We start from the raw sequence: 20754 nt of genomic DNA, 5'->3' as shown, positions 1-20754 counted from the left end.
CGACCCGTGCCCGCACAGCATCCCGAGCCCCATCTCGTCCCCCGCCCGACCAGGGCCGCGCTCAGGCCGGGGCACTTCACCCTCGACCCGACCACCACCCTGCGGATCAGCCCCGGCGCGGAGCCGGCCGCCGACCTGCTGCGCACCCTGCTCGCCCCCGCCACCGGACTGCGCCTGCGGCCCGCCCCCGACGGGGAGTTCGTCCTCGCGCTCGACCCGCACCTCGGCGGCCTCGGCGACGAGGGGTACGGGCTCACCATCGGCGCCCACGGAGTGCTGCTGCGCGCCGCCCGCCCGGGCGGGCTGCTCAACGGCATCCAGACCATCCGGCAGCTCCTGCCGGTGGAGGCCCTGGCCGCGGAACCCCGGCGCGGCACCGCCTGGCTGCTGCCCTGCGCCGAGATCACGGACGTGCCGCGGCACCCGTGGCGCGGCGCGATGCTCGACGTCGCCCGGCACTTCCAGCCCGTGTCCTACCTGCGCCGGTACGTGGACCTGCTCGCCCTGCACAAGATCAACCTCTTCCATCTGCACCTCACCGACGACCAGGGCTGGCGGATGCCGGTGGCCGCCTACCCCAAGCTCACCGAGATCGGCGGGCACCGCGCCCGGTCCATGACGGGACCCGCGGGCAGCGACACCTACGACGACCGCCCGCACGGCGGTTCCTACACCCGGGCCGAACTCGTCGACCTCGTCGCGTACGCGGCCGCCCGCGGCGTGACCGTCATGCCGGAGATCGAGATGCCGGGGCATGTGCGGGCCGCCCTGGCCGCCTACCCGGAGCTGGGCAACGACCCGGGGCGCGAACTCGACGTCTGGACGCAATGGGGCGTGTGCGACACCGTCCTCGGCGTCCACGAGGAGGTCCTGGACTTCTGCCGCACGGTCCTGGACGAGGTCATGGACGTTTTCCCCTCCCCGTACGTCCACATCGGCGGCGAGGAGTGCCCCACCACCGAGTGGAGCCGCAGTGCCGCGGCCCGCGCACGGGCCCGCGCCCAGGGACTGTCCGGCCCCGAGGCCCTGCACGGCTGGTTCCTCGGCGCCATCGGCGAATTCCTGGTCCAGCGGGGCCGCCGGCCCGTCGGCTGGGCCGAGACAGGTACCGAACTCCCGCTCTCCTTCACCGTGATGACCTGGCGCGACCCGTCCCACACCCTCGCCGCCGCCCGCCGGGGCCACGACGTGGTCAGCGCCCACCACCGGGCCACCTACCTCGACTACGCCCAGTCCGCCGCACCGCACGAACCCCTCGCCCAGCCGGGAGCCGTCGTCGACCTGCGCGCCGTGCACGCCCACGAACCGGTGCCCGAGGGCTGCGCCCCCGAGGAGGCCGGGCGGGTGCTCGGCAGCCAGGCGCAGTTGTGGACGGAGTTCGTCACGACCCCCGAGCGCATCGAGTACCTCACGTACCCGAGGCTGTGCGCCCTCGCGGACCGCGGCTGGAGCGGCGCGACCGGCTGGACCGACTTCAATGAACGGCTGGACGGGCACCTGGAACGCCTCGACGCGCTCGGCGTCCGCCGCCGTCCCTGAACCCCGCGACGCACCACCGCGGCAGCACCATCCGTGTGATCCCCCCAGGAATCCCCCACCGTTCCGGAGAGGAACAACGATGACATCCGTCAAGCAACGGCTGCGTACCGCAGCGGCGACCGCAGTGGTCGTGGCCGTGGGAGCGGCCGGACTCGCGGCACTGCCGGGCACCGCCAGCGCGGCAGGCGAGGCAGTGAGCGTGCAGTACCGGACCAGCGCGTCGGGAGCCACCGCCGACCAGTCGGAACCCTGGCTGAAGGTCAAGAACACCGGTGACAGCGCGGTGCAGTTGAGCACCGTGAAGCTCCGCTACTACTTCAAGGCCGACTCGGGCGGGGCGAGTTACCGCTTCGCCTGTTCGTGGGCCGTGAAGGGCTGCGCCAACATCACCGGTACGTTCGGCACGTTGGCGCAGCCGACCGCGACCGCCGACCGCTACCTGGAGATCGGCTTCACCTCCGGCGCGGGATCGCTCGCCCCGGGCGCCGACACCGGCGACATGCAACTGCGCTTCCACCAGTCGTCGTGGCAGACGCTGAAGCAGAGCGACGACTACTCGTTCGGGGCCGGGCAGACGGCGTACGGGAACTGGTCGAAGATCACGGCCCAGGTGGCGGGCAGGACACTGTGGGGCACCGCTCCGGCGGGCAACGACCCGACGGACCCGACGGACCCGCCGACCGACCCGCCGGCCAACGGCGCCTCGCTCTTCGACGACTTCAACTACAGCAACCACACCGACCCGAGGATCTCGGCCAACGGCTGGAGCGTGCGCTCCAACTCCGGCGGGCCGGGTGTCCCCGGAGCCACCTGGGCGCCCGAGAACGTCACCTTCTCCAGCACCGGCGGCAACTCCGTCATGAACCTGGAGACCTCGACCGCCGGCACCGCGGCGACGACCGAGCAGACCGAAGTCCTCACCAAGGCGACGAAGTTCAAGAACGGCACCTATGCCGCGCGGGTGAAGTTCAGCGACGCGCCCCGCTTCGGGCCGGACGGTGACCGCCTCGTCCAGACGTTCTTCACCATCAACGACCTCAAGGCCCCGATGGCGGACGACTACGCCGAGTACGACTTCGAGTACCTGCCGAACGGCGGCTGGGGCGAGCCGTCGAACATCCTCTACACGACGTCCTGGGAGACCTACAACCCGGACCCGTGGCAGGCCGTCAACCAGCACACCGAGTCCCGCCAGAGCCACAGCGGCTGGCACGACCTGGTGCTGACCATCGACAACAGCAGCATCAAGTACTACCTGGACGGGCAGCTGTTCGGCACCCACGACGCCGCGTACCTGCCCGAGCGCCCGATGTCGATCAACTTCAACCAGTGGCTGATCGACCTGGCGGGACAGACCAGTACGACACCGCGGGCCTACGACCAGCAGGTCGACTACGTCCTGCACGTCAAGGACCAGGTCCTGACACCCGCGCAGGTCGCCGCGAAGGTCGGCGCCTACCGGTCGGCCGGCACCACCTTCGTGGACACCGTGCCTGGCGCCTGAGCGCGGGGGGTCCGGACGCGGGGCGGGCAGACGTGCCCGCCCGGCATTCGGACCCCCCACCCCCGCGGGCGGTCCCGCGAGGCGCCCCCGGACGAGGGCACGGTCATCTGGCCGTGCCCTTGAGCCGTTCGAACGTCCGGGTCAGCTGCTTGAGCGGCGAGGACACCGGCGCGCCGGGCTCGCGCCGCCCGGGCGCGGGAACGACGGCCGACTCCTGCAGGGCGGTCAGGGCCTCGTGGGCCCGTTCGGCGGCCTCCCGGTAGAGGTCCCGTGACGTGGTCATGGCCTCCAGGGCCTCGGAGTACAGCGTCACGAGCCGGCGCTGGTGTTCGAGGTCCTCCTCGACGGTGACCAGGTGCCAGTGCTCCCGCAGCGCGGTGAGGGCGTCGGCCGCGCCCGGTGGCAGCGGCCGGGGCAGCGCGTCGAACGCGCTCACCCGGTCGATGAGGTCCGCGGGCGCCGAGCCGTCCAGAAAGACACTCCGTACGGAGTAATCCTCCGGGTCGTGACCGGACGGCGCGGGCGACCCGGGCAGCACCACCGCGCCGCCGCGCGGCACCTGCACGCCGAACTCCCGCAGGGCCCAGTTGACGGGGCGCAACTGCTGGGGGGCGGCGCGGTGCTCCACGACGCGGTGCCTCAGGCCCGGCGGCAGATGCTCCGCCAGGGGGCGCAGGCCCCGTTCGTCGGGCGTCATCGCCTCGTGGACGACGACGTGGATGTGCCAGGGGTCGCGGGCGCCGCGTCCGAGCACGCGGCGTATGTCCTTCTCGTCGGCGGGGAGGGGGTTGATGCCTCGCACGCGCAGTTCCGTGAGCGGATCGCGGTCCCAGGCGGCGTCCGGCGTGTCGGGCCAGAACATGGTGACGGGGGACGGCCACGCGTCGTCCCAGCGCTGCTCGGCCTCCGCGGCCAGCAGCCATTCCTGTCCTGTTCCGGGGTCCTGCGGGGTGGTGAGGGCGAGCCGGGCCCGTACGGTCACGGTGCCGCGGACCTGCCAGCGGGCCTCGAAGACGTGGTCCGCGGTGTCGTCGTGGGCGGGCAGGTCCAGATGGCTGTGGACGACCCCGTCGGCTTCGAGGCGCCGAAGTGTGCGCCGGACGTCGTCCGCGGCGGACGGTCCGCCGCCGGGGCCGCGGGCCAGCCACACCGTGTCGGGGACCGATGGATGGGCGGTGGGGGAGTTCGACATGGGGCAATCTGCGAGTGGGGGGATGATTCGTCCCCAGTATGGTCCCGCCGGACCCGCGTGAGTGACCCGGGGTCCGGGCTCCGCGGGTCCCGGAACCCGGCTGGCCGGGGGCGGCCGCGGTCGAACACAGGGGCCCCGCCGGAGTCCTACCGGGGTCCCCGGGCGGGGCCGTCCTGTGCGGGATGTCGACTATCTGATCGTTTAAAAGTTACCTATAGGTATGTCGTGACTTCTCATGAGGGTCCCAGTAGAACCCGTTTCACTCTATGGAGAGTGAGGAGCCGCGCATGAGTGGAGATTCCGCGCGTGAAACGGGCCCGAGGGGTGTGTCGCGTCGAAGATTCATTGTTGGAACAGGTTCTATTTTTGGAGCGGCTGCGGTCGTCGGGCACAGTGTCCCGGCCCATGCCGCCGCCGCGGCGGTCATCCAGCCCGGGGCGCGTGTCCGAGCACTGGTGATCGGCACCGGATACGGCGGGGCGGTGGCCGCCCTGCGCCTGGCCCAGGCGGGCGTCGACGTGCACATGGTCGAGATGGGCATGGCCTGGGACACCCCCGGGTCGGACGGCAAGATCTTCGCCAACACGAGGACACCCGACTACCGGTCGTACTGGCTGCGCACGAGGACCAAGCAGCCGCTGAGCAACTTCCTGGGGTTCCCGCTGGACAAGGACGTGCCGCGCTACACCGGCATCCTCGACGCCGAGGAGATGGGCGGCATCATCGTCTACCAGGGCCGCGGCGTCGGCGGCGGTTCACTGGTCAACGGGGGAATGGCCGTCACCCCCAAGCGGGAGAACTTCGCCGCGGTCCTGCCCTCGGTCGCCGCCGCCGAGATGTACGACGTCTACTACCCGCGCGCCAACGCGGGACTGGGGGTCGGCACGGTCGACCCCGACTGGTTCGAGACGGCCGCCTGCTACCAGTACGCCAGGGTGGGCCGCAAGCACGCCCAGCGCTCCGGCTTCCCGTTCGTCTTCGTCCCGGACGTCTACGACTGGGACTACATGGAGCAGGAGGCCGCCGGAACCGTCCCGAAGTCCGCACTCGACGGCGAGATCCTCTACGGCAACAACCACGGCAAGAAGTCCCTGCAGAAGACCTACCTCGCCCGGGCCGCGGCGACCGGACGGGTCTCCGTCTCACCCCTGCACAAGGTCACCTCGGTGGCACCGGCGGCCGGCGGCGGCTACACCGTCGTCATCGACCAGCTCGACACCGGCGGAAACACGACCACGACCAAGACCGTCACCGCCGACCGGGTCTTCTTCGCGGCCGGCAGCGTCGGCACCAGCAAGCTCCTGGTCAAGCTCAAGGCCACCGGGGCGCTCCCCAACCTCAACAGCGAGGTCGGCAAGGGCTGGGGTGAGAACGGCAACGTCATGTGCGGCCGCGCCAACCACCTGTGGGACCCCACCGGAGCCGTGCAGTCGTCCATCCCGTGCTCCGGCATCGACAACTGGGCCGCGGGCGGCGCGTTCGCCGAGGTGGCCCCGCTGCCCACCGGCATCGAGACCTTCGCCTCGTTCTACCTGTCCATCACCAAGAACCCGCACCGGGCGCAGTTCACCTGGAACGCCGCCGCCGGGAAGGTCGACCTGAACTGGCAGACGGCCTGGAAGCAGCCGTCGATCGACATGGCCAAGACGATCTTCGACAAGATCAACGCGAAGGAGGGGACGATCTACCGGACCGACCTCTTCGGCACGTACAAGATCTGGGGCGACCACCTCACGTACCACCCGCTGGGAGGCGCGGTGCTCAACAAGGCGACCGACAACTACGGCCGCCTGCACGGACACCCGGGCCTGTACGTCATCGACGGCGCGCTGATCCCCGGCAACGCCAGCGTCAACCCGTTCGTCACCATCACGGCACTCGCCGAACGGAACATCGAGACGATCATCGCGACCGACCTCTAGCGCGCGCCTCGACACCGGGGCCGACCGGCGCCGCCGGTCGGCCCCGGCACGTCTCAGTGGCCCGGCAGCACGCACATGGCGTCCAGCCCGAGGACCCGGTTCAGCCGTCCGAACGCCAGCCACGAACCCAGGCTCATGGTCAGCTCCACGATCTCGGCCTGGCTGAACCGCGCCCGCATCCGGTCCCAGAACTCCTCGTCGAGGCCGTGGTGGTCCAGGGTGTAGCGCTCCGCGTACTCCGCGGCCAGCCGGGTGCGCTCGTCGAAGACCTCGGTGGTGCGCCACGCGGCCACCGCGTCGGCGAACCCGTCCTCGACCTTGTCCCCGTCCCGGTCGGTCCGCCAGTCGAGGCAGAAGAGGCAGCCGTTGATCTGCGCGATCCGCAGCCGGGCGGCCTCGAACTCGCGCAGCCCCAGGGTGGTGTGGGAGTAGACGGACAGGGAGAAGTTCGCGGCGGCCGGCCCGATGCCCGGGACCATCTCGCCCCACACGTACTCGATCGCGTTCCTGCCCTCGGGAATGTCGATGTTCATCCGGGACTCCTTCGTGTCCGTCCTTGGCCTCGGCCGGGGGAGCGGGCGGGCCCTCGCGCCGCCCTCGGCGTCACTTCCTGCCGAGCCGCCCGACCGCCGGGCGCAGCGGGACGTCGAGCGCGTCGTACAGGCCCGGCTCCGCGTCCACGAGCCAGTCGATCGCGCCGACCAGGCGGCCGACCGCGGTGGCGTTGCCGCCCGCGGACCGGTTCTCGCCCTCGTCGGTCGCCTCGACGGTGACCTCGATGCGCGGACGGCCCTCGATGATCACGCGGTGCGCGCCGTCACCGTTGGGAGGCGCCGGCCAGTCCGGCGCGCACGACGGGTGGATGCGGGTGACGTGCTCGATGACGATGCGCGGTTCGCCCGCCACGAACCCCTGGACCTCGAAGCGCACCGCCCCCTGGGTGCCGGCCTCGAACTCGCCCATCGTCCGGGTGCTCACCGTGGTGTCGAGCGCCCGCCGCGCCAGGGTCTCGCGGATCTCGTCGAGTTCGACGCCGAGCGCGCGGGCCATGAGGCGTATCTGTCCTCCCCAGACCATGGTGGGGATCGACGGGGCGAGCATCAGGGGCTCGTAGTCCATCGGCTGCCCCATGCCGACGAGGTACCGCACCGACTTCTCCTGGTCGTACGTGGAGTAGTCGAAGATCTCCTGGCAGCGAACCGCGTCGACGACCGAGCCCAGCCCGCTCACCAGCAGTGGCAGGACGTCGTTGCCCCAGCCCGGATCGACGCCGGAGACGAACAGGGACCCGCCGCCCTCCGCGATGGCGGCGAGGATCGGGTCGCGGAACTCGGGCGGGGCGTTGCGCTGGTCGTAGAGGGGGTAGAGCGAGGGGGTGACGACCACGGCGCCGGCCCTGATGGCGGCTCCCGTGTCCGCCAGCGCCTCGTCGGGCCGGATGTCGCCCGACGCCGCGTACACGACAGCCTGCGGTGCGGCGGCCAGCACCGCCGCGGCGTCGTCGGTCGCCGCGACTCCGAGGCCGTGGCCGAGTCCTGCCAGGTCGCCGGCGTCCCGGCCCACCTTCTCGGGGCTGTGGACGAGCACGGCCGTGAGATCGAGTGCGGGGTGGGCGTCGACGGCGCGTATCGCCGCGCGGCCCACATTTCCTGTGCCCCAGACCACGGTGGAAATCATGCGCGGAGCGTAACCTGACGAGTCGTCAGTTTCCAGAGGCCTGCACCGACCTCCACGCCCCGCCCCGGAGTCCGGCGCCCGCGGTCCGGCGCCCGGGGACCGGCGTCCGTCGGTCGTCGAACCGCGGACGGGGCGGGGACGGTGGCGATGAGGGGAGGAGAGTCGGCCGGAGCTGCCGCGGCCGGCGGTGCGGGCGACCGCCCGCGGCGTCCCGGCGCCCGGCGCGCGGCCCCTCGCGCGCGCCGGTGATCCGCGGTCGAAAACAGCCGCGCCGCCCGTGCGCCCCCTTGCCGGACGGGGGTCCCGTGATAACCTTGATCCAGTTGCAGTTGTGGTTCCCGCAAACTTCAAGTGCCTCGGGCGAGAAAGTTCTCGTCGGGCACTTTTGCATTTCCGGTGCTCTTTCCGGACGGTTTCATTGCGGCAACATAGGGGTTCACACGGTGTGAATCCCCGGCACACTGCCCCGAAGGGGATATGGACATGGCTACTGGAACCGTCAAGTGGTTCAACTCGGAAAAGGGCTTCGGCTTCATCGAGCAGGAGGGTGGCGGCCCGGACGTCTTCGCCCACTACTCGAACATCGCCTCGCAGGGCTTCCGTGAGCTCCACGAGGGTCAGAAGGTGAACTTCGACGTCACTCAGGGCCAGAAGGGCCCGCAGGCGGAGAACATCACTCCCGCCTGACGTCGCAGCGCAGAGGCAGCTGGGGTCCCACTGGACAGTGGGGCCCCAGCTTGCTGCTTTTCCCGGGGACCGTCCCCGGCCGGGCGCCGCGGGTCCCCGGACCCGCGTCATTTCGCCCCTCGCACCCCACCACGGGTGATTTCCCGTCGGCCGTGATCGGCCGTCGGCCGTGCCACTCGGCGCGGACCATCGCGTCACGTCTGGTATTCGGCTCGTTCTTGCAATTCGTTCGGCTCACACGCGCCGGGAATTCCTCGATACGTGCCATATCGAGGAAGGTTCTTCATGAACCGGTCAGCTCGCACGAACGATCGTTTCTCCAGGTCCCGCAAGGACGGTTTCGCCGCCTCCGACCGGGGCGGCCGCTCCCGCTCGCAGGGGCAGGGACGGCCCACCGCCCGTTCGGGTGGCCCGGGCCGCCGCCCCACCGCCCCGCAGGGTGAATTCAGCCCGCCGGAGACCCTCACCCCCGCACTGCCCCCGGTCGCCGCGTTCGGCGACCTGGACCTGCCCGCCGCGCTGCTGGAGAAGCTCGCCTCCCTCGGCATGAACGAGCCGTTCCCCATCCAGGCCGCCACGCTGCCGAACACGCTCGCGGGCCGTGACGTCCTCGGCCGGGGACGCACCGGCTCGGGCAAGACCCTCGCCTTCGGCCTCGCGCTGCTCGTCCGCACGGCCGGGCGCCGCGCCGAGCCCCGCAAGCCGCTCGCGCTGGTCCTCGTGCCCACCCGCGAGCTGGCCCAGCAGGTCACCGACGCGCTCACGCCGTTCGCCCGCCTGCTCAAGCTGCGCACCGCCACCGTCGTCGGCGGTATGTCGATCGGCCGGCAGGCGGGCGCACTGCGCTCCGGAGCCGAGGTCGTCGTCGCGACCCCGGGCCGTCTCATGGACCTCGTCGAGCGCAAGGACTGCAGCCTCGACCGGGTCGACATCACAGTGCTGGACGAGGCGGACCAGATGGCCGACATGGGCTTCATGCCCCAGGTCACCGAGCTTCTCGACCAGGTCCGGCCGGGCGGCCAGCGCATGCTGTTCTCGGCCACGCTGGACCGCAACATCGACCTGCTGGTCCGCCGCTACCTCTCCGACCCGGTCGTCCACTCGGTCGACCCGTCGGCGGGCACGGTCACCACGATGGAGCACCACGTCCTCTACGTGCACAGCGCCGACAAGTACGCCACCGCGACCGAGATCGCGGCCCGCGACGGGCGCGTGCTGATGTTCCTCGACACCAAGCACGCCGTCGACCAGTTCACCCGGCACCTGCTGGGCAGCGGCGTGCGGGCCGCGGCCCTGCACGGCGGCAAGTCGCAGCCGCAGCGCACCCGGACCCTGGCGCAGTTCAAGACCGGCGACGTCACCGTGCTGGTCGCGACCAACGTCGCGGCCCGCGGCATCCACATCGACGACCTCGACCTCGTCGTCAACGTCGACCCGCCCGGCGACCACAAGGACTACCTCCACCGCGGCGGCCGTACGGCGCGCGCCGGCGAGTCCGGCAGCGTCGTCACGCTGGTCCTGCCCAACCAGCGCCGCGACATGACCCGGCTGATGTCCGACGCCCGGATCAGGCCGCAGGTCACCCAGGTCCGCTCCGGCGAGGCCGAGCTGAGCCGGATCACCGGGGCCCAGGCGCCCTCCGGAGTGCCGATCTCCGGGGCCGCACCGGTCGCGGACCGCCCCCAGCGCGGCGGTGCCCCCTTCCGGGGCATGGGCAGCCGGCCGGGTCGTACGGGCGGGGAGTCGCGCCGTACGGCCGAGGCCCGCCAGACGGCCGAGGCGCGCAAGGCCGCCAGGATCAGGCGCGGCGCGTAACCGGATCGGGCACCGGGCCCGACATTTCGCCGTGGGGCCGCAGGCCGGGCGCCGCACCGGTCGTGGCCCTCCGGCGGCGGCCCCGCGGCCGTCGTCGAGGGGCGCCGGGCGATGAGATCGACCATTCTGGACACAGATGCGATCACGTCGCCGACATTGGGGAAGCCGAGTCCCATGAGCGAATCAGAGAATGCGCCGGAAGGTCGGCCCGTGGACCTCTACCTCGATCTGCTGCGGGCCCGCATGACGCCACCGCACTACGCTCTGCTGCTGCGGATGGTCGAACCCGTGCTCGAAGCGATCGAGGAGCAGCGAGCAGGGCCGATCGAACTGAGCCTGGAAGGCGCCGAGGGCGAGAACGTGCCCCAGGAGATCCGCGACGAGGCGTCCCTCGTCGTGGCGGTCGCCGTCACCGGGCGCCTGGACAACCAGATCGTCGAGATCGAGACCGAAGACGCGGGGCCCGTCAGGGTCGTCACGGACTCGGGCACCGCGGCCGACCCGGTCAGGTGCCGCGAGATCGCCGACTTCATCTGCGAACGGCACCGCCAGGACGAGGAGCTGCGCGGGATCGCCGAAGTGAGCGGCCTGCCCACCGACGTCTGACCGGCGCCCCCGGCATCCGGCCGCCGGTGTCCGACGAGGACCCCGGCGAGGCCGGGTTCGATGCTGTCCGGCCGGAGGTGAGGCGGCCGCCACCCTCGGAGGAACGCGTCACAGGGACCATGATCCCGTCCCATCCGGGCCGGTGCCCTGCGATGCTGGCTGACGTGCCGACCATTCCGTCCGTGCCGGAGCCGATCACGCCCGACGCTCCCGTCGCGCTCCGCCGCCCCCTGCTCACCCAGGAGTGGCTGGACCTGGCCTTCGTGCACTGGGCCGTGGACCCGGCGGCCGTGAGCGGGCTCCTGCCGGCAGGCACGGTCCCCGACACCGTCGACGGGGTCACCTACGTCGGCCTGGTCGCGTTCCGGATGCGCCGGGTCGGCTGGCTGCGCCTGCCCGGGGTGCCCTACCTCGGCTCGTTCCCGGAGACCAACGTGCGCCTGTACTCCGTGGACGCGCACGGGCGCCGGGGGGTGGTGTTCCGCTCGATGGACGCCTCCAGGCTGCTGCCGGTGCTCATGGGCCGCCTCGGCTTCCGGCTGCCGTACGTGTGGTCGCGGATGTCCGTACGGAACGGCGGGGACACGGTCGGCTACTCCAGCGTGCGACGGCTGCCGGGGCCGCGCGGCGCGTACAGCAGGCTCGTCGTGAGGCCGGGGGAGCGCATCGCCGAGCCGACGGAACTGGAGCACTTCCTGACCGCCCGGTGGGGCATGCACAACCCGTACCCCGGCCACACCCGCTTCCTGCCCAACGACCATCCGCGCTGGCCGCTGCACCGGGCGACGCTCGTCGCGTGCGAGGAGAACCTCATCGCCTCGGCCGGACTGCCGGCCCCGGCCGGGGAGCCCGCCAGCGTGCTGTACTCCCCGGGCGTTCCCGTCCGCCTCGGCCGCCCGCTGCCCGGGCCTCCGCGGGCGTGAACCCCGGGCCGTCGCCCGGGTCCGCGGGAAGCCGTCGTGCCGTGCGGGGCCGGGCGGGCGTGCTCAGGGCGTGCGGGGCGTCTGCCGGCGCGTCGTGAGCAGGAGTGCGATGTCGTCGGGACGGTCGGCGTCGTGCCGCGCGCGGGCGGTGAGCCGGTCCGCGATCCCGGCCAGGGACCGGCCGCCCGGGTGCGTGGCCGGGGCGCCCGCCGCCGCCAGCGCGACCCGCAGCGCGGTGATGCCGTCGTCGATGTCGGCGCCGGGCCGCTCGACCAGACCGTCCGTGTACAGCGCGAGGATCGCGCCGGGCTCCATCTCCAGGTCCGTCACGGGGTAGTCGGCGTTCGGGTCCACACCGAGCACCACCCCGCCCGGGATGTCCAGGACGTGGGTGCGCCCGTCCGGGTAGCGGATGATCGGCGGCGGATGCCCCGCCCGGGCGACCCGGGCCAGCCCGGTCACGGGATCCAGCCGGATGTAGCAGCAACTGGCGAACTGCCCGGGGTCGAGGTCGATCAGCAGATGGTTGGTGCCACTCATCACCTCGTCGGGGGGATGGTCGCCGAGCGCGAAGGCCCTTACGGCACTGCGCAGTTGACCCATCGTGGCGGCGGCCTGGACACCGTGCCCCTGCACGTCGCCGATGACCAGCGCGAGACCGTCCCCGGACTCCACGACGTCGTACCAGTCGCCCCCCACGTCCATGCCCTGCGTGCCCGCGAGGTAGCGCCCCGCGGTCTCCACCCGGGGGTGGGCCGACAGCCGCCGGGGGAGGAGGGCCTGCTGGAGCCCGCGGGCGAGCGCGGCCTCGTTGTCGTAGCGGTGCGCCTTCTCCATGGCGTGGGCGATCAGCCCGGCCAGCGACGAGAGGACCATGCGCTCCTCGGTGCTGAACCTGCGCGGGAGGTCGAAGCCGAGGATGCACGAGCCGACCGGGCGGCCCGACGCGATGAGCGGAAGGAAGGCCCGGGCGCCCTGTGTCGTGTCCAGGGGGATGCCGGGGTACTCCGCCGCGAGCTGGTCCATCGACTCGAAGAACAGCGGCTGGCCCTTCGTGAGCGTCTCCACCCCGGGCAGCCGGACGTCCAGTCCCACCCCCTCGAACGGGTCGAGGAACCCCTTGGGGAAGCCCGTCTCCCAGGCGAGGTACAGATGCTGCTCCTGGAGCAGGTAGATCGCGAGCCGGCCGCCGCCGAAGGCCGGCAGCAGCTCCTGCATCACCACCGCGGACACCTGGTGGGCCGTGACCGCCTCGGTCAGCGCGATGGCGAGCACGATGGGCCGGTACAGCGGCGCCATCGAACCGGCGCCCCCGGCGGCCCCTTCGGCGGCGTGCGCGCCGCTCGCCGCGGGCGCCTCGTGCGGTGTCCGCCCGTACGGGAGCGGGGCGCCGGCCGAGGTGTCCGCCGCCCGGTTCGTGGGAACGACCTTGCACGTCAGCAGGCCGGGACCGGGGTACACGGAGAGCATGAGGCTGTCACCGACGGGCGGCGCCGCGGTCCCCCGGTCGTCCTGCCCGAGCGGCCGTACGACGTGGAAGTGCACCGGGTCGGGCGACAGCAGTGCCTTGCGCAGGTGGTCCTCGTAGCCGGGCCGGTCCAGCCACGGCAGCGCCTCCCACAGGGAGCGGCCCAGCATCTCCGTGATCGACCGGCCCAGCAGATGCGCGGCCGTCGGATTGGAGTAGACGATCAGGCCGAGCCGGTCCAGGCAGAACACGCCCTCCGGCAGCAGGTCCGCTCCGGCGTCCGCCACCGAGCCGATGTCCGGATCGAGTACAAGCCCGTGCACCGGATGGGCGCCGCGCGGCACGGACGCGTCGAACGGCGTCCACAGCTCGACGAGCCGAGGGGCGCCGTCGACGGAGCGCACGTGCAGCGGAAGGGGCGGCGGCCTGCCCGCCGCGGTCTCCCGCAGGGCGGTCAGCACGTGGTGGGCGTCGGCGGCGGTCACAGAACCCGCCAGCTCGGCCGACGTCGTTGTGGGCTGTCCCGGCGCCACACCGAGCACGGCGTGCAGACGGTGGTCCGTGGTCACCTCGTCCGTCGCGGGATTCCAGGTGAACCGGCCGATGCGGCCCGCCGTCGAGCCCGGGGCGGGAGGCCGTACGCACAGCGGCTCGCCGTCCCAGGCGACCGTCCCGCCGGACGCTTCGAGGTCCTCCAGGGCGGATCCCAGGTTCTCGGCCAACTGGGCGAGCCGGTCGCGGTCCGGCAGCACGTCGGTGGCGTCCGAAACGGCGGGGCGCAGGACGGTCAGCACGCCGTAGGTCGTCCGCTCCCCGGCCACGGGCGCGTGCAGGGAGCCGAACTGGAAGGGCAGGCCCGTCGCGAACTGGGGGTAGCGGCTCATCGTCTCCGCGGCGTCGGGGAGCACCACCTGGACGCCGAGCCGGTAGGCGTCGGCGACGGGGAACCGGCGGTCCACGTGCAGCCGCGACCAGGGACGGAACAGCCGCCCCGGCAGTCCGGACAGCACGGCGAGCCGCAGCAGGCCCGGCGTACTCGAACGCATGTACACGCCGCCCGCGAAGCCGCCGGCCGCGCTGAGCGCCTCCCTGATGACGTCGGTGAGCAGCGTGTCCAGGCGTCCGGACGTCCCGGGTCGGTGCTCGGCACTCCCAGTCATCCGTCCCACCTAGTCCCTGCGCCGCCGGAGGGGCTGACACAGTCAGAATGCGCCACGACGGCCTGCACCTGCACCCCGGAGACGCGATGCGCCGGTCCGTCCGGGAGCCGCGCGGCCGCCGGGACGGCCCCCTGCCGAGGTTCCCGCGCTGCTCCGGGGGCGGAGGTGCGAGACTTCGAGGGAGAGGGAGGACGCGCCGGGCGCCCGCCCCACGCGGCCCTCTCCGCAGAAGGGAGTCGTCGCGGTGCTGGACGAGCAGGACCTGCCGAATGACGAGCAGGACGAGCAGGACGGTCTGACCGGGGTCTTCCTGTACCGGGTCCCGGAGGACACGTGGTGGTGGTCCGAGGAGATGTTCGGGCTCCTCGGTTACGAGGTCGACGAGGTCACGCCGACGGGTGCCCTTCTGTTCAAGCACGTGCACCCCGACGACCGTGGCGGAGTGGAGCAGGCGCTGGAGCGCGGGAGGCGCACCGGCAACCCGTTCGGGTACTACCACCGGGTGCGGACGGCACAGGGTGACGAGCGGCACGCCGTCCTGGTGGGCGACGGACGGACCAAGGACGGCGAGGTCGTCGCCGTACGGGGCTTCTCGGTCGACGTGACGGCCGCGGTCAGCGAGGAGAGCCGGCGGACCGCCTCCGGCGACATCGAGCGGGCACGCGCCTCCCAGGCGGACATCGACCTGGCCCGTGGCGTGCTCATGGGCCTGTACGGCGTCAACCAGGACGTGGCGTTCCGGGTCCTGCGCCGACACTCCCAGCAGACCAACGTCAAACTGCGCACCCTCGCCCAGTCGGTCGTGGAGGCGGCGCCCACCCCGCCGGGCGAGGCCCAGCACGACCTGCACCACCGCATCGCGCAGGCGCTCTATCCGGAGACCTCCGACTGACGGCGGCACGCGTTCCCGGGGCTCGGCGCGCCCTGCTCCGGCGGCGCGCCGTGCTCAGCGCGCGGGAAGCATCCGCAGCGCGTCCCGCAGGCCGGTGGGACGCAGGAGGCCCGCCTCGCCGGACCGGCCCCAGCCGGGACCGCACAGCAGCACCGCGCTCCGCGTCCGCGCGCCCCGCATCCCCCAGCGCGTCGCGGCGACGTGGCGGGCCAGGGCCAGGCTCGCCGTCGACCGGGACTGGGACCACAGCACCACGGCGGACGGCCCGGTGCGCCGCACCGAGGCCAGCAGGGCCTCGGCGGGGACGGCCCCGCCGAGCATCAGCGCCGGCACGCCCCGTTCCGCCAGGACCGCCGTGAGGGCCTCGATGGGCAGCGTGTGCTGCTCGCCCGGAAGGCACGCGAGCAGGACGGGCGAGGAGTCCGGCCGGGCCGCCGACGACGACGCGCGCACGTACGAGTGCCGCAGCGTGGCGGCGATGTGCCAGGACAGCAGGTGCTCGACCTCCACGTACCGGTCGCCCGAGGTTTCCCACTTGCGGCCCACCGCACGCAGGGTCGGCATCATCACCTCCTCCCAGGCCACGGCGGGCCCGTAGGCCTCCAGCACGGCCGTGAGCTGCCGCTGCACCGCCGCCGCGTCCAGCCGTACGGCGGCGCGGGCGAGGCCCCGGCACTCCTGGCGCACGTCGCCGAGCGGCAGCCCCGTACCCGAGTGGGAGACCTGCGCGGTCGCGGACACGGCGGCCCGGGCACGCGCGGCGGGGGAGTGCTCGTCGGCCGGAGCCGGGGCCGCCGTGGGCGCGGGCCCCGGAGTCGGACCGGGGGCTGCGGTGTCCGCCGTGCGGGCGTGTTCCTTGGCCGCCCGGGCGGCCTCGGCGGGCGGGACGCCCGAGGCGGTGAGCCGGCACATCTCCTGGACCATCTCGACGTCGCCGTGCGACCAGCGGCGGTGCCGTCCGTCGGGTCGCACGGCGGGGCCCAGCCCGTACCGGCGGTCCCAGGAACGCAGAGTGGTGGGCGAGACGCCCAGCTTGCGCGCCAGGAAGCCCGTGGTCACACCCACGTCGGTGGACTCCGTGTCGGCGTGTGCGCTCACTTCCACCGGGCGTCCCCCGGCGCCGGCAGGGGGGAGATGGTCACAGGTGGCTCGCCTCGATTCGGGGAATGTTCCGGAGCCGGGTGGCGGACACCCGGTGCACTGATCCTTCCGCGTGGGCGCGGGCCACGGATGCAGCCGCTCGGGGGCGGGTGCCCACGGGCCGCGGTCGATGCGGGCCGAGGGACCGCTTCTCCGGGCCCGGTGCAACCGTATGTCCTGTTTGCGGCGAATAGGGGCCATGGCGGCCGGTGAGGCCGCCCTGCCGGTGGGAGCCGGCCGGTCCCTGCCAGGAAAGGACTTCAGCCATGCGGCTGCGCGACGAACTTCCCGTCGACCACGAGCTGGCCACGGTGTACCGCTACGGAGCGGCGTTCTGCGGACTCGTCCTGCTGGTCTTCGGCACGCTGGGGTTCGCCGACCGGCTGTCCCCCTTCGACACCGGGGGCGACAGCATCGCGGGCCTGTCGACCAACGGGGTCCTCAGCCTGATCTCCGTCGTGGTCGGTCTGGCGCTGCTCGGCGGTGCGGTGGTCGGCGGCAACTTCGCCTCGACGCTCAACATGGTCGTGGGAACCCTGTTCGTGCTGAGTGGCTTCGCCCACCTCTTCATCCTGGACAGGGCCGCGAACGTCCTGGACTTCGGGATGACCAATGTCGTCTTCAGCTTCGTGATGGGCCTGGTCGTGCTGACCTTCGGCATGTACGGGCGGGTCTCCAGCAAGCTGTCGCACGACAACCCGTACTGGCGCCGGCGCCACCCGCGCGAGGCGGCCCGCGAGTCCCTCGCGGCCCGGAGGCAGGCGCCCGGCCTGGGCACGTCCGCTTCCGCACAGGGCTCCGGCGCGGCGGCTCTCCCCCCGGGGCCGGTTCCGTCGGGCGGTCGGGCACACGTCACCGCGAGTGGTCCGGTAGCCGTCGCGCCGAGCCCTCCGGGACCCGACGCGGAGAGTGGTCCCGGCCCCCTGACGTCCGGTGCGCTGCCCCGCCGGGGATGAGCGGGTGGTCCCGGGGAGGGCGCGCGGACCGAGTCCGTGCCTCAGGGGCGACGCCGACGCCGCCAACGGACCAGTGGCCTCGGCCCCCCGGACGGGATCCGGTGTCCCGGAGTTCAGGAACCGGGAGGCGAGCTGTCGAGGAGTTCCCGCAGGACGGACTCGGGGTCTCGCAGCACGGACCTGTGCAGGGCCCTGTCGTAACCGTCGTCCCCGAGCAGGGAGCGGGCGGTCGACTCGTACTGCCGGCGCACCGGTCCCAGCTCCGGCGTGCCGCGCTGCGGATGGCCCACGGCGTCCCAATAGTTCTCCCCGGCCGCGTACGCGGCGACAGCGGGTTCGCCCGCGCCCTGGGCGGCGAGTGCCGAGGCGAGCAGGTCCAGGCCGAGGGCGATGCCGAAGCTGTCGCCGATGCGGCGCTTGCCGTCCAGCATCGACCGGGCGTGCCCGGCGGCTTCCCCCGCACGGTCCTCGAACAGTGAGATCAGCGCCAGCTGGTAGTCGGCGTACGAGCGCGTCCACCACTCGCCGCGCGCCACGCAGTCCGCGCGCAGCTCCCCGGCCTCGCGACGGGCCGCCTCGCGCAGCCCCTGCGCGGTCAGGGCGAAGACGCGCACCAGCCGGCACAGCACACGGCCCGCGGAGCCGAAGGGCTCGCCCCCGGCACTCTCCAGGGCCCCGTCGACCACGAACCGCGCGGCCATCGGCCCGCCGCGCAGCAGATGGACCAGTCCCAGGAGGTACGCGGCGTGCAGCACGCCCTCCGGGTCCTCCTGGTGCACGGCCTGACGCTCGCACGCCAGGGCGAGGCGCTGGGCCGCCACATGCTCCCCGCTGAGCACCCGGGCGACGCCCAGGGCCCACAGGGCCCGGGTCCTGACCGGGCCCTGCTCCTCGGACAGCGTCAGCGACTCCTCCAGGTAGGCCGTCGCCTCGCGCAGACGACCGCAGCAGGTCCAGAAGAGGGCGAGCCGGCCGGACAGGTCGAGCGCCCTGCCGGGGGACGTGCTCAGGAAGTGGTCGAGCGCGGCGCACAGGTCTGCGTGGGCGGCGGCGACCCAGCGGTACCCGTCGATCTGCGCGGGTCCCAGCCAGCCCTCGCGCGCCTCATGGCCGCGCTCCAGGAAGTGCCGGGCGTGCCGCTCGGACAGCGACTCGGTCTCGCCCAGTTCGTCCAGCCACATGAGGCCGTACTCCCGCACGGTGTCGAGCATCCGGAAGCGGTCTCCGATACGGGACACGACGGAGCCGCGCTCCAGCCCCGTGAGCGCCGGCTCGACATCCTTCTCGTGCAGCGCCCCACCGGCGCAGACCGCGCGTACCGTGTCCGCGTCCACCGCGCCCCGGAACACGGAGAGCCGGGCCCACAGCAGGCGCTCCGCGGGCTCGCACAGCTCGTGGCTCCAGCCGATGGTGGTGCGCAGGGCCCGGTGCCTGGGCGGGCCGGAGGTGCGCTCCGGCGCGGTGATGTCCAGGCGTGAGCGCAGGTCGTGCGCGACCTCGTCGAGCGTGCGGTGGGCGAGCTGACCCGCCACCAGTTCCAGGGCGAGGGGGACTCCCTCGAGCCACTCGCACAGGCGGGCCGTGGTCGCCGGGTCCCACGGGCCGCCCGGCCCAGACCCGGCCGCGCGGTGGCGGAACAGCTCGACGGCGTCCGTGGCGGTCGGCAGCGGGTCCACGACCGCCCGGTGCTCGCCCTGGACCCCGAGCGGTTCCCGGCTCGTCGCGAGGACGGTCAGCCCGGGGCACTCGCCGAGCAGCCGGTCGAGCAGCGACCGGCAGGCTTCCGTGAGGTGCTCGCAGGAGTCCAGCACCAGGACGACGTCCTTGTCCACCAACCAGGCGCACAGGGCGTCGACCGGAACCGTCGACGAGTGGTCGGCGAAGTCGAGGGCGTCCGCCACGGTGGCGACGAGGAGACGGGGGTTCGACAGCGGCCAGAGGTCGGCCCAGGCGACGCCCCGGCTGCCCTCGCGCAGCACCTGTTCGGCGGCGCGCAGGGCGAGCCGGCTCTTCCCCACGCCTCCGCCGCCCGTCAGCGTCACCAGACGGTGCTGCCGCAACGCCTGCGCGACAGCGGCCAGTTCGTGGTGGCGTCCCACGAACTCGTCCCGGGATTCGGGCAGATGGCTCAGCACTGGATCAGCCTCACTTCGACACCGGTCGGACGCGGCGGGTTGGCTCCCGGTGCGACCGGTTCCGGGCCCCTCCTCGCGGAACGCCACTTGTTCGCGGCACGGTGGGCCCGTGCCGGGCACGGTCACGGCAGGACACCCCGGGCACTCCCTCTCAGCCCGTCGGGGCGGACGTCGGGGGCCGCGACGGGGCCATCGCCCAGCGGACCGCCGAGGTCACGGCCGAACCGAGCGGCCGTACGCACACTCCCTCGACCAATGGCAGCCTCGGCAGCCGGAGTTCGGCAGCCGCCCAGTCCGGCAGCAGGGACACCGCGTTCGCGGCGAGCACGCCGTAGGGGAGGCGGGCGAGCAGCGGTACGGGCGGATGCAGCAGCAGGAAGCGCCCGGCCTCCTTCGCCTCGCGGGTGGCCCGCAGTTCCGGACGGTACGCGCCGAGCCGGTGGGCGAGTTCGGCCGTGCTGAGCGGTGGATCGGGGACGCCCAGCTCGATGGCGATGCGTGCCGTGTCCGCCACGTAGCCGTCGCACTCGTCGTCCGTCAGGGGGCGGAGCCCGTAACGCTGGTGGGCGCGCAGGAAGCTGTCGACCTCGGCGACGTGGACCCAGCCGAGCAGGTGCGGATCGGACGCGCGGTAGGCCTCGCCCGAGGGGGTCACGCCGTGCACCCGCGCGTGGACGGCCCGTACCTGGTCGCAGGCCAGCCGGGCGCTGTCGGCGGTGCCGTAGGTGGTGGTCGCCAGGAAGGTGCTGGTGCGCTGGAGCCTGCCCCACGGGTCGCCCCGGAAGCCCGAGTGGGCGGCCACGGCGGCCATGGCGAGCGGGTGGAGGGACTGGAGCAGGAGGGCCGACAGGCCGCCGATGAACATCGACGCGTCGCCGTGCACCCTGCGGACGGGACGATCGGGCCCGAACCACCGGGGTCCTGGCGTCCCGTGGATGCGGGCCCGGTTGCGCGGGCCGTCGGGTCCCGCGACCCGGGCGAAGAGCGCGCTGCCGAGGCGTTCACGCAGCTCGCCGACGCGGGGTCCGGTCGGTCTCATCGGCGTCGTGTCCTCCTGTGGTTCGGCCGCCGGGGTGCGGGCGTGGCCCGGCCCCGCCCTCGTCCGCCGGGCGGGACCGGGCTCGCGTCCCACCCCCAC

Annotated in this window: 16 protein-coding genes; 9 read left to right on the top strand and 7 right to left on the bottom strand. The window is 73.0% G+C overall.

Annotation, left to right across the window (positions count from 1 at the left end; all coding sequences use genetic code 11):
* Positions 1–6: 6 nt before the first annotated feature.
* Both IE265_RS20545 and IE265_RS20540 read left to right on the top strand, forming a co-directional pair.
* Positions 7–1539: a beta-N-acetylhexosaminidase gene (locus IE265_RS20545; protein ID WP_190037099.1), complete on the top strand. Its 1533-nt coding sequence runs from the start codon at positions 7–9 to the stop codon at positions 1537–1539.
* A 79-nt stretch (positions 1540–1618) separates the two neighbouring features.
* Complete coding sequence (locus IE265_RS20540; protein ID WP_190037098.1) at positions 1619–3043, top strand: cellulose binding domain-containing protein; 1425 nt, start codon at positions 1619–1621, stop codon at positions 3041–3043.
* 103 nt (positions 3044–3146) lie between these two features.
* Here IE265_RS20540 and IE265_RS20535 read toward each other — a convergent pair whose 3' ends face one another.
* Positions 3147–4235 (bottom strand): hypothetical protein, encoded by a 1089-nt coding sequence (locus IE265_RS20535; RefSeq protein ID WP_190037097.1) that lies wholly within the window; start codon positions 4233–4235, stop codon positions 3147–3149.
* Between the two features lie 287 nt (positions 4236–4522).
* Here IE265_RS20535 and IE265_RS20530 point away from each other — a divergent pair, with 287 nt between their 5' ends.
* A complete protein-coding gene (locus IE265_RS20530; RefSeq protein ID WP_190037096.1) occupies positions 4523–6157 on the top strand; it encodes a GMC oxidoreductase in 1635 nt (544 codons plus the stop codon).
* A gap of 53 nt (positions 6158–6210) precedes the next feature.
* Here the strand turns inward: IE265_RS20530 and IE265_RS20525 are convergent, their stop codons facing one another.
* A complete protein-coding gene (locus IE265_RS20525; RefSeq protein ID WP_190037095.1) occupies positions 6211–6690 on the bottom strand; it encodes a carboxymuconolactone decarboxylase family protein in 480 nt (159 codons plus the stop codon).
* Between the two features lie 70 nt (positions 6691–6760).
* Entirely contained in the window at positions 6761–7834 is a 1074-nt protein-coding gene (locus IE265_RS20520) for an NAD(P)H-dependent amine dehydrogenase family protein (protein WP_190037094.1), read from the bottom strand.
* A gap of 483 nt (positions 7835–8317) precedes the next feature.
* Between IE265_RS20520 and IE265_RS20515 the strand changes: the two genes are divergently transcribed.
* The 4 genes from IE265_RS20515 to IE265_RS20500 all read left to right on the top strand — a co-directional run bounded on the left by IE265_RS20515 (position 8318) and on the right by IE265_RS20500 (position 11865).
* Positions 8318–8521, top strand: a complete 204-nt coding sequence (locus IE265_RS20515) for a cold-shock protein (protein ID WP_190037093.1) — start codon at positions 8318–8320, stop codon at positions 8519–8521.
* A gap of 285 nt (positions 8522–8806) precedes the next feature.
* Positions 8807–10336 carry a DEAD/DEAH box helicase gene (locus IE265_RS20510; RefSeq protein WP_190037092.1) on the top strand — a complete coding sequence of 510 codons (1530 nt, stop codon included), beginning with the start codon at positions 8807–8809 and terminating at the stop codon, positions 10334–10336.
* 174 nt (positions 10337–10510) lie between these two features.
* Positions 10511–10942, top strand: coding sequence for a hypothetical protein (locus tag IE265_RS20505; protein WP_190037091.1), 432 nt, complete (start codon positions 10511–10513; stop codon positions 10940–10942).
* Between the two features lie 152 nt (positions 10943–11094).
* Positions 11095–11865 carry a YqjF family protein gene (locus tag IE265_RS20500; RefSeq protein WP_190037090.1) on the top strand — a complete coding sequence of 257 codons (771 nt, stop codon included), beginning with the start codon at positions 11095–11097 and terminating at the stop codon, positions 11863–11865.
* Positions 11866–11928: 63 nt separating this feature from the next.
* On the opposite strand, the gene IE265_RS20495 is transcribed toward IE265_RS20500, so the two are convergent.
* A complete protein-coding gene (locus tag IE265_RS20495; protein WP_190037089.1) occupies positions 11929–14493 on the bottom strand; it encodes a SpoIIE family protein phosphatase in 2565 nt (854 codons plus the stop codon).
* A gap of 244 nt (positions 14494–14737) precedes the next feature.
* Between IE265_RS20495 and IE265_RS20490 the strand changes: the two genes are divergently transcribed.
* The gene (locus IE265_RS20490) at positions 14738–15385 is read left to right on the top strand and encodes a PAS and ANTAR domain-containing protein (protein ID WP_190037088.1); all 648 of its coding nucleotides are present in this window, start codon (positions 14738–14740) and stop codon (positions 15383–15385) included.
* A gap of 54 nt (positions 15386–15439) precedes the next feature.
* Here the strand turns inward: IE265_RS20490 and IE265_RS20485 are convergent, their stop codons facing one another.
* Positions 15440–16483, bottom strand: coding sequence for a MerR family transcriptional regulator (locus IE265_RS20485; RefSeq protein ID WP_229916327.1), 1044 nt, complete (start codon positions 16481–16483; stop codon positions 15440–15442).
* A gap of 308 nt (positions 16484–16791) precedes the next feature.
* On the opposite strand from IE265_RS20485, the gene IE265_RS20480 reads away from it, so the two are divergent.
* On the top strand, positions 16792–17481 hold the full coding sequence (locus tag IE265_RS20480; protein WP_190037086.1) for a DUF4383 domain-containing protein: 690 nt from the start codon (positions 16792–16794) through the stop codon (positions 17479–17481).
* Positions 17482–17594: 113 nt separating this feature from the next.
* Here the strand turns inward: IE265_RS20480 and IE265_RS20475 are convergent, their stop codons facing one another.
* Together IE265_RS20475 and IE265_RS20470 are read right to left on the bottom strand one after the other, a co-directional pair.
* Positions 17595–19616: an ATP-binding protein gene (locus IE265_RS20475; RefSeq protein WP_190037085.1), complete on the bottom strand. Its 2022-nt coding sequence runs from the start codon at positions 19614–19616 to the stop codon at positions 17595–17597.
* 151 nt (positions 19617–19767) lie between these two features.
* Positions 19768–20655, bottom strand: a complete 888-nt coding sequence (locus IE265_RS20470) for an oxygenase MpaB family protein (RefSeq protein ID WP_190037084.1) — start codon at positions 20653–20655, stop codon at positions 19768–19770.
* Between the last annotated feature and the right edge of the window lie 99 nt (positions 20656–20754).

Origin of the sequence: Streptomyces fructofermentans, from assembly GCF_014651055.1 — a bacterium.
Classification (GTDB): Bacteria; Actinomycetota; Actinomycetes; order Streptomycetales; family Streptomycetaceae; genus Streptomyces; species Streptomyces fructofermentans.
Note: the sequence above shows the minus strand (reverse complement) of the source record. Positions and strands in the feature narration are given on the sequence as shown.

Excerpts from the sequence above, each read along its gene's own strand:
- IE265_RS20540 (WP_190037098.1), top strand. The coding sequence starts at position 1,619 with ATGACATCCGTCAAGCAACGGCTGCGTACCGCAGCGGCGACCGCAGTG.
- IE265_RS20535 (WP_190037097.1), bottom strand. The coding sequence starts at position 4,235 with ATGTCGAACTCCCCCACCGCCCATCCATCGGTCCCCGACACGGTGTGG.
- IE265_RS20530 (WP_190037096.1), top strand. The coding sequence starts at position 4,523 with ATGAGTGGAGATTCCGCGCGTGAAACGGGCCCGAGGGGTGTGTCGCGT.
- IE265_RS20525 (WP_190037095.1), bottom strand. The coding sequence starts at position 6,690 with ATGAACATCGACATTCCCGAGGGCAGGAACGCGATCGAGTACGTGTGG.
- IE265_RS20520 (WP_190037094.1), bottom strand. The coding sequence starts at position 7,834 with ATGATTTCCACCGTGGTCTGGGGCACAGGAAATGTGGGCCGCGCGGCG.
- IE265_RS20515 (WP_190037093.1), top strand. The coding sequence starts at position 8,318 with ATGGCTACTGGAACCGTCAAGTGGTTCAACTCGGAAAAGGGCTTCGGC.
- IE265_RS20510 (WP_190037092.1), top strand. The coding sequence starts at position 8,807 with ATGAACCGGTCAGCTCGCACGAACGATCGTTTCTCCAGGTCCCGCAAG.
- IE265_RS20505 (WP_190037091.1), top strand. The coding sequence starts at position 10,511 with ATGAGCGAATCAGAGAATGCGCCGGAAGGTCGGCCCGTGGACCTCTAC.
- IE265_RS20500 (WP_190037090.1), top strand. The coding sequence starts at position 11,095 with ATGCTGGCTGACGTGCCGACCATTCCGTCCGTGCCGGAGCCGATCACG.
- IE265_RS20495 (WP_190037089.1), bottom strand. The coding sequence starts at position 14,493 with ATGACTGGGAGTGCCGAGCACCGACCCGGGACGTCCGGACGCCTGGAC.
- IE265_RS20480 (WP_190037086.1), top strand. The coding sequence starts at position 16,792 with ATGCGGCTGCGCGACGAACTTCCCGTCGACCACGAGCTGGCCACGGTG.
- IE265_RS20470 (WP_190037084.1), bottom strand. The coding sequence starts at position 20,655 with ATGAGACCGACCGGACCCCGCGTCGGCGAGCTGCGTGAACGCCTCGGC.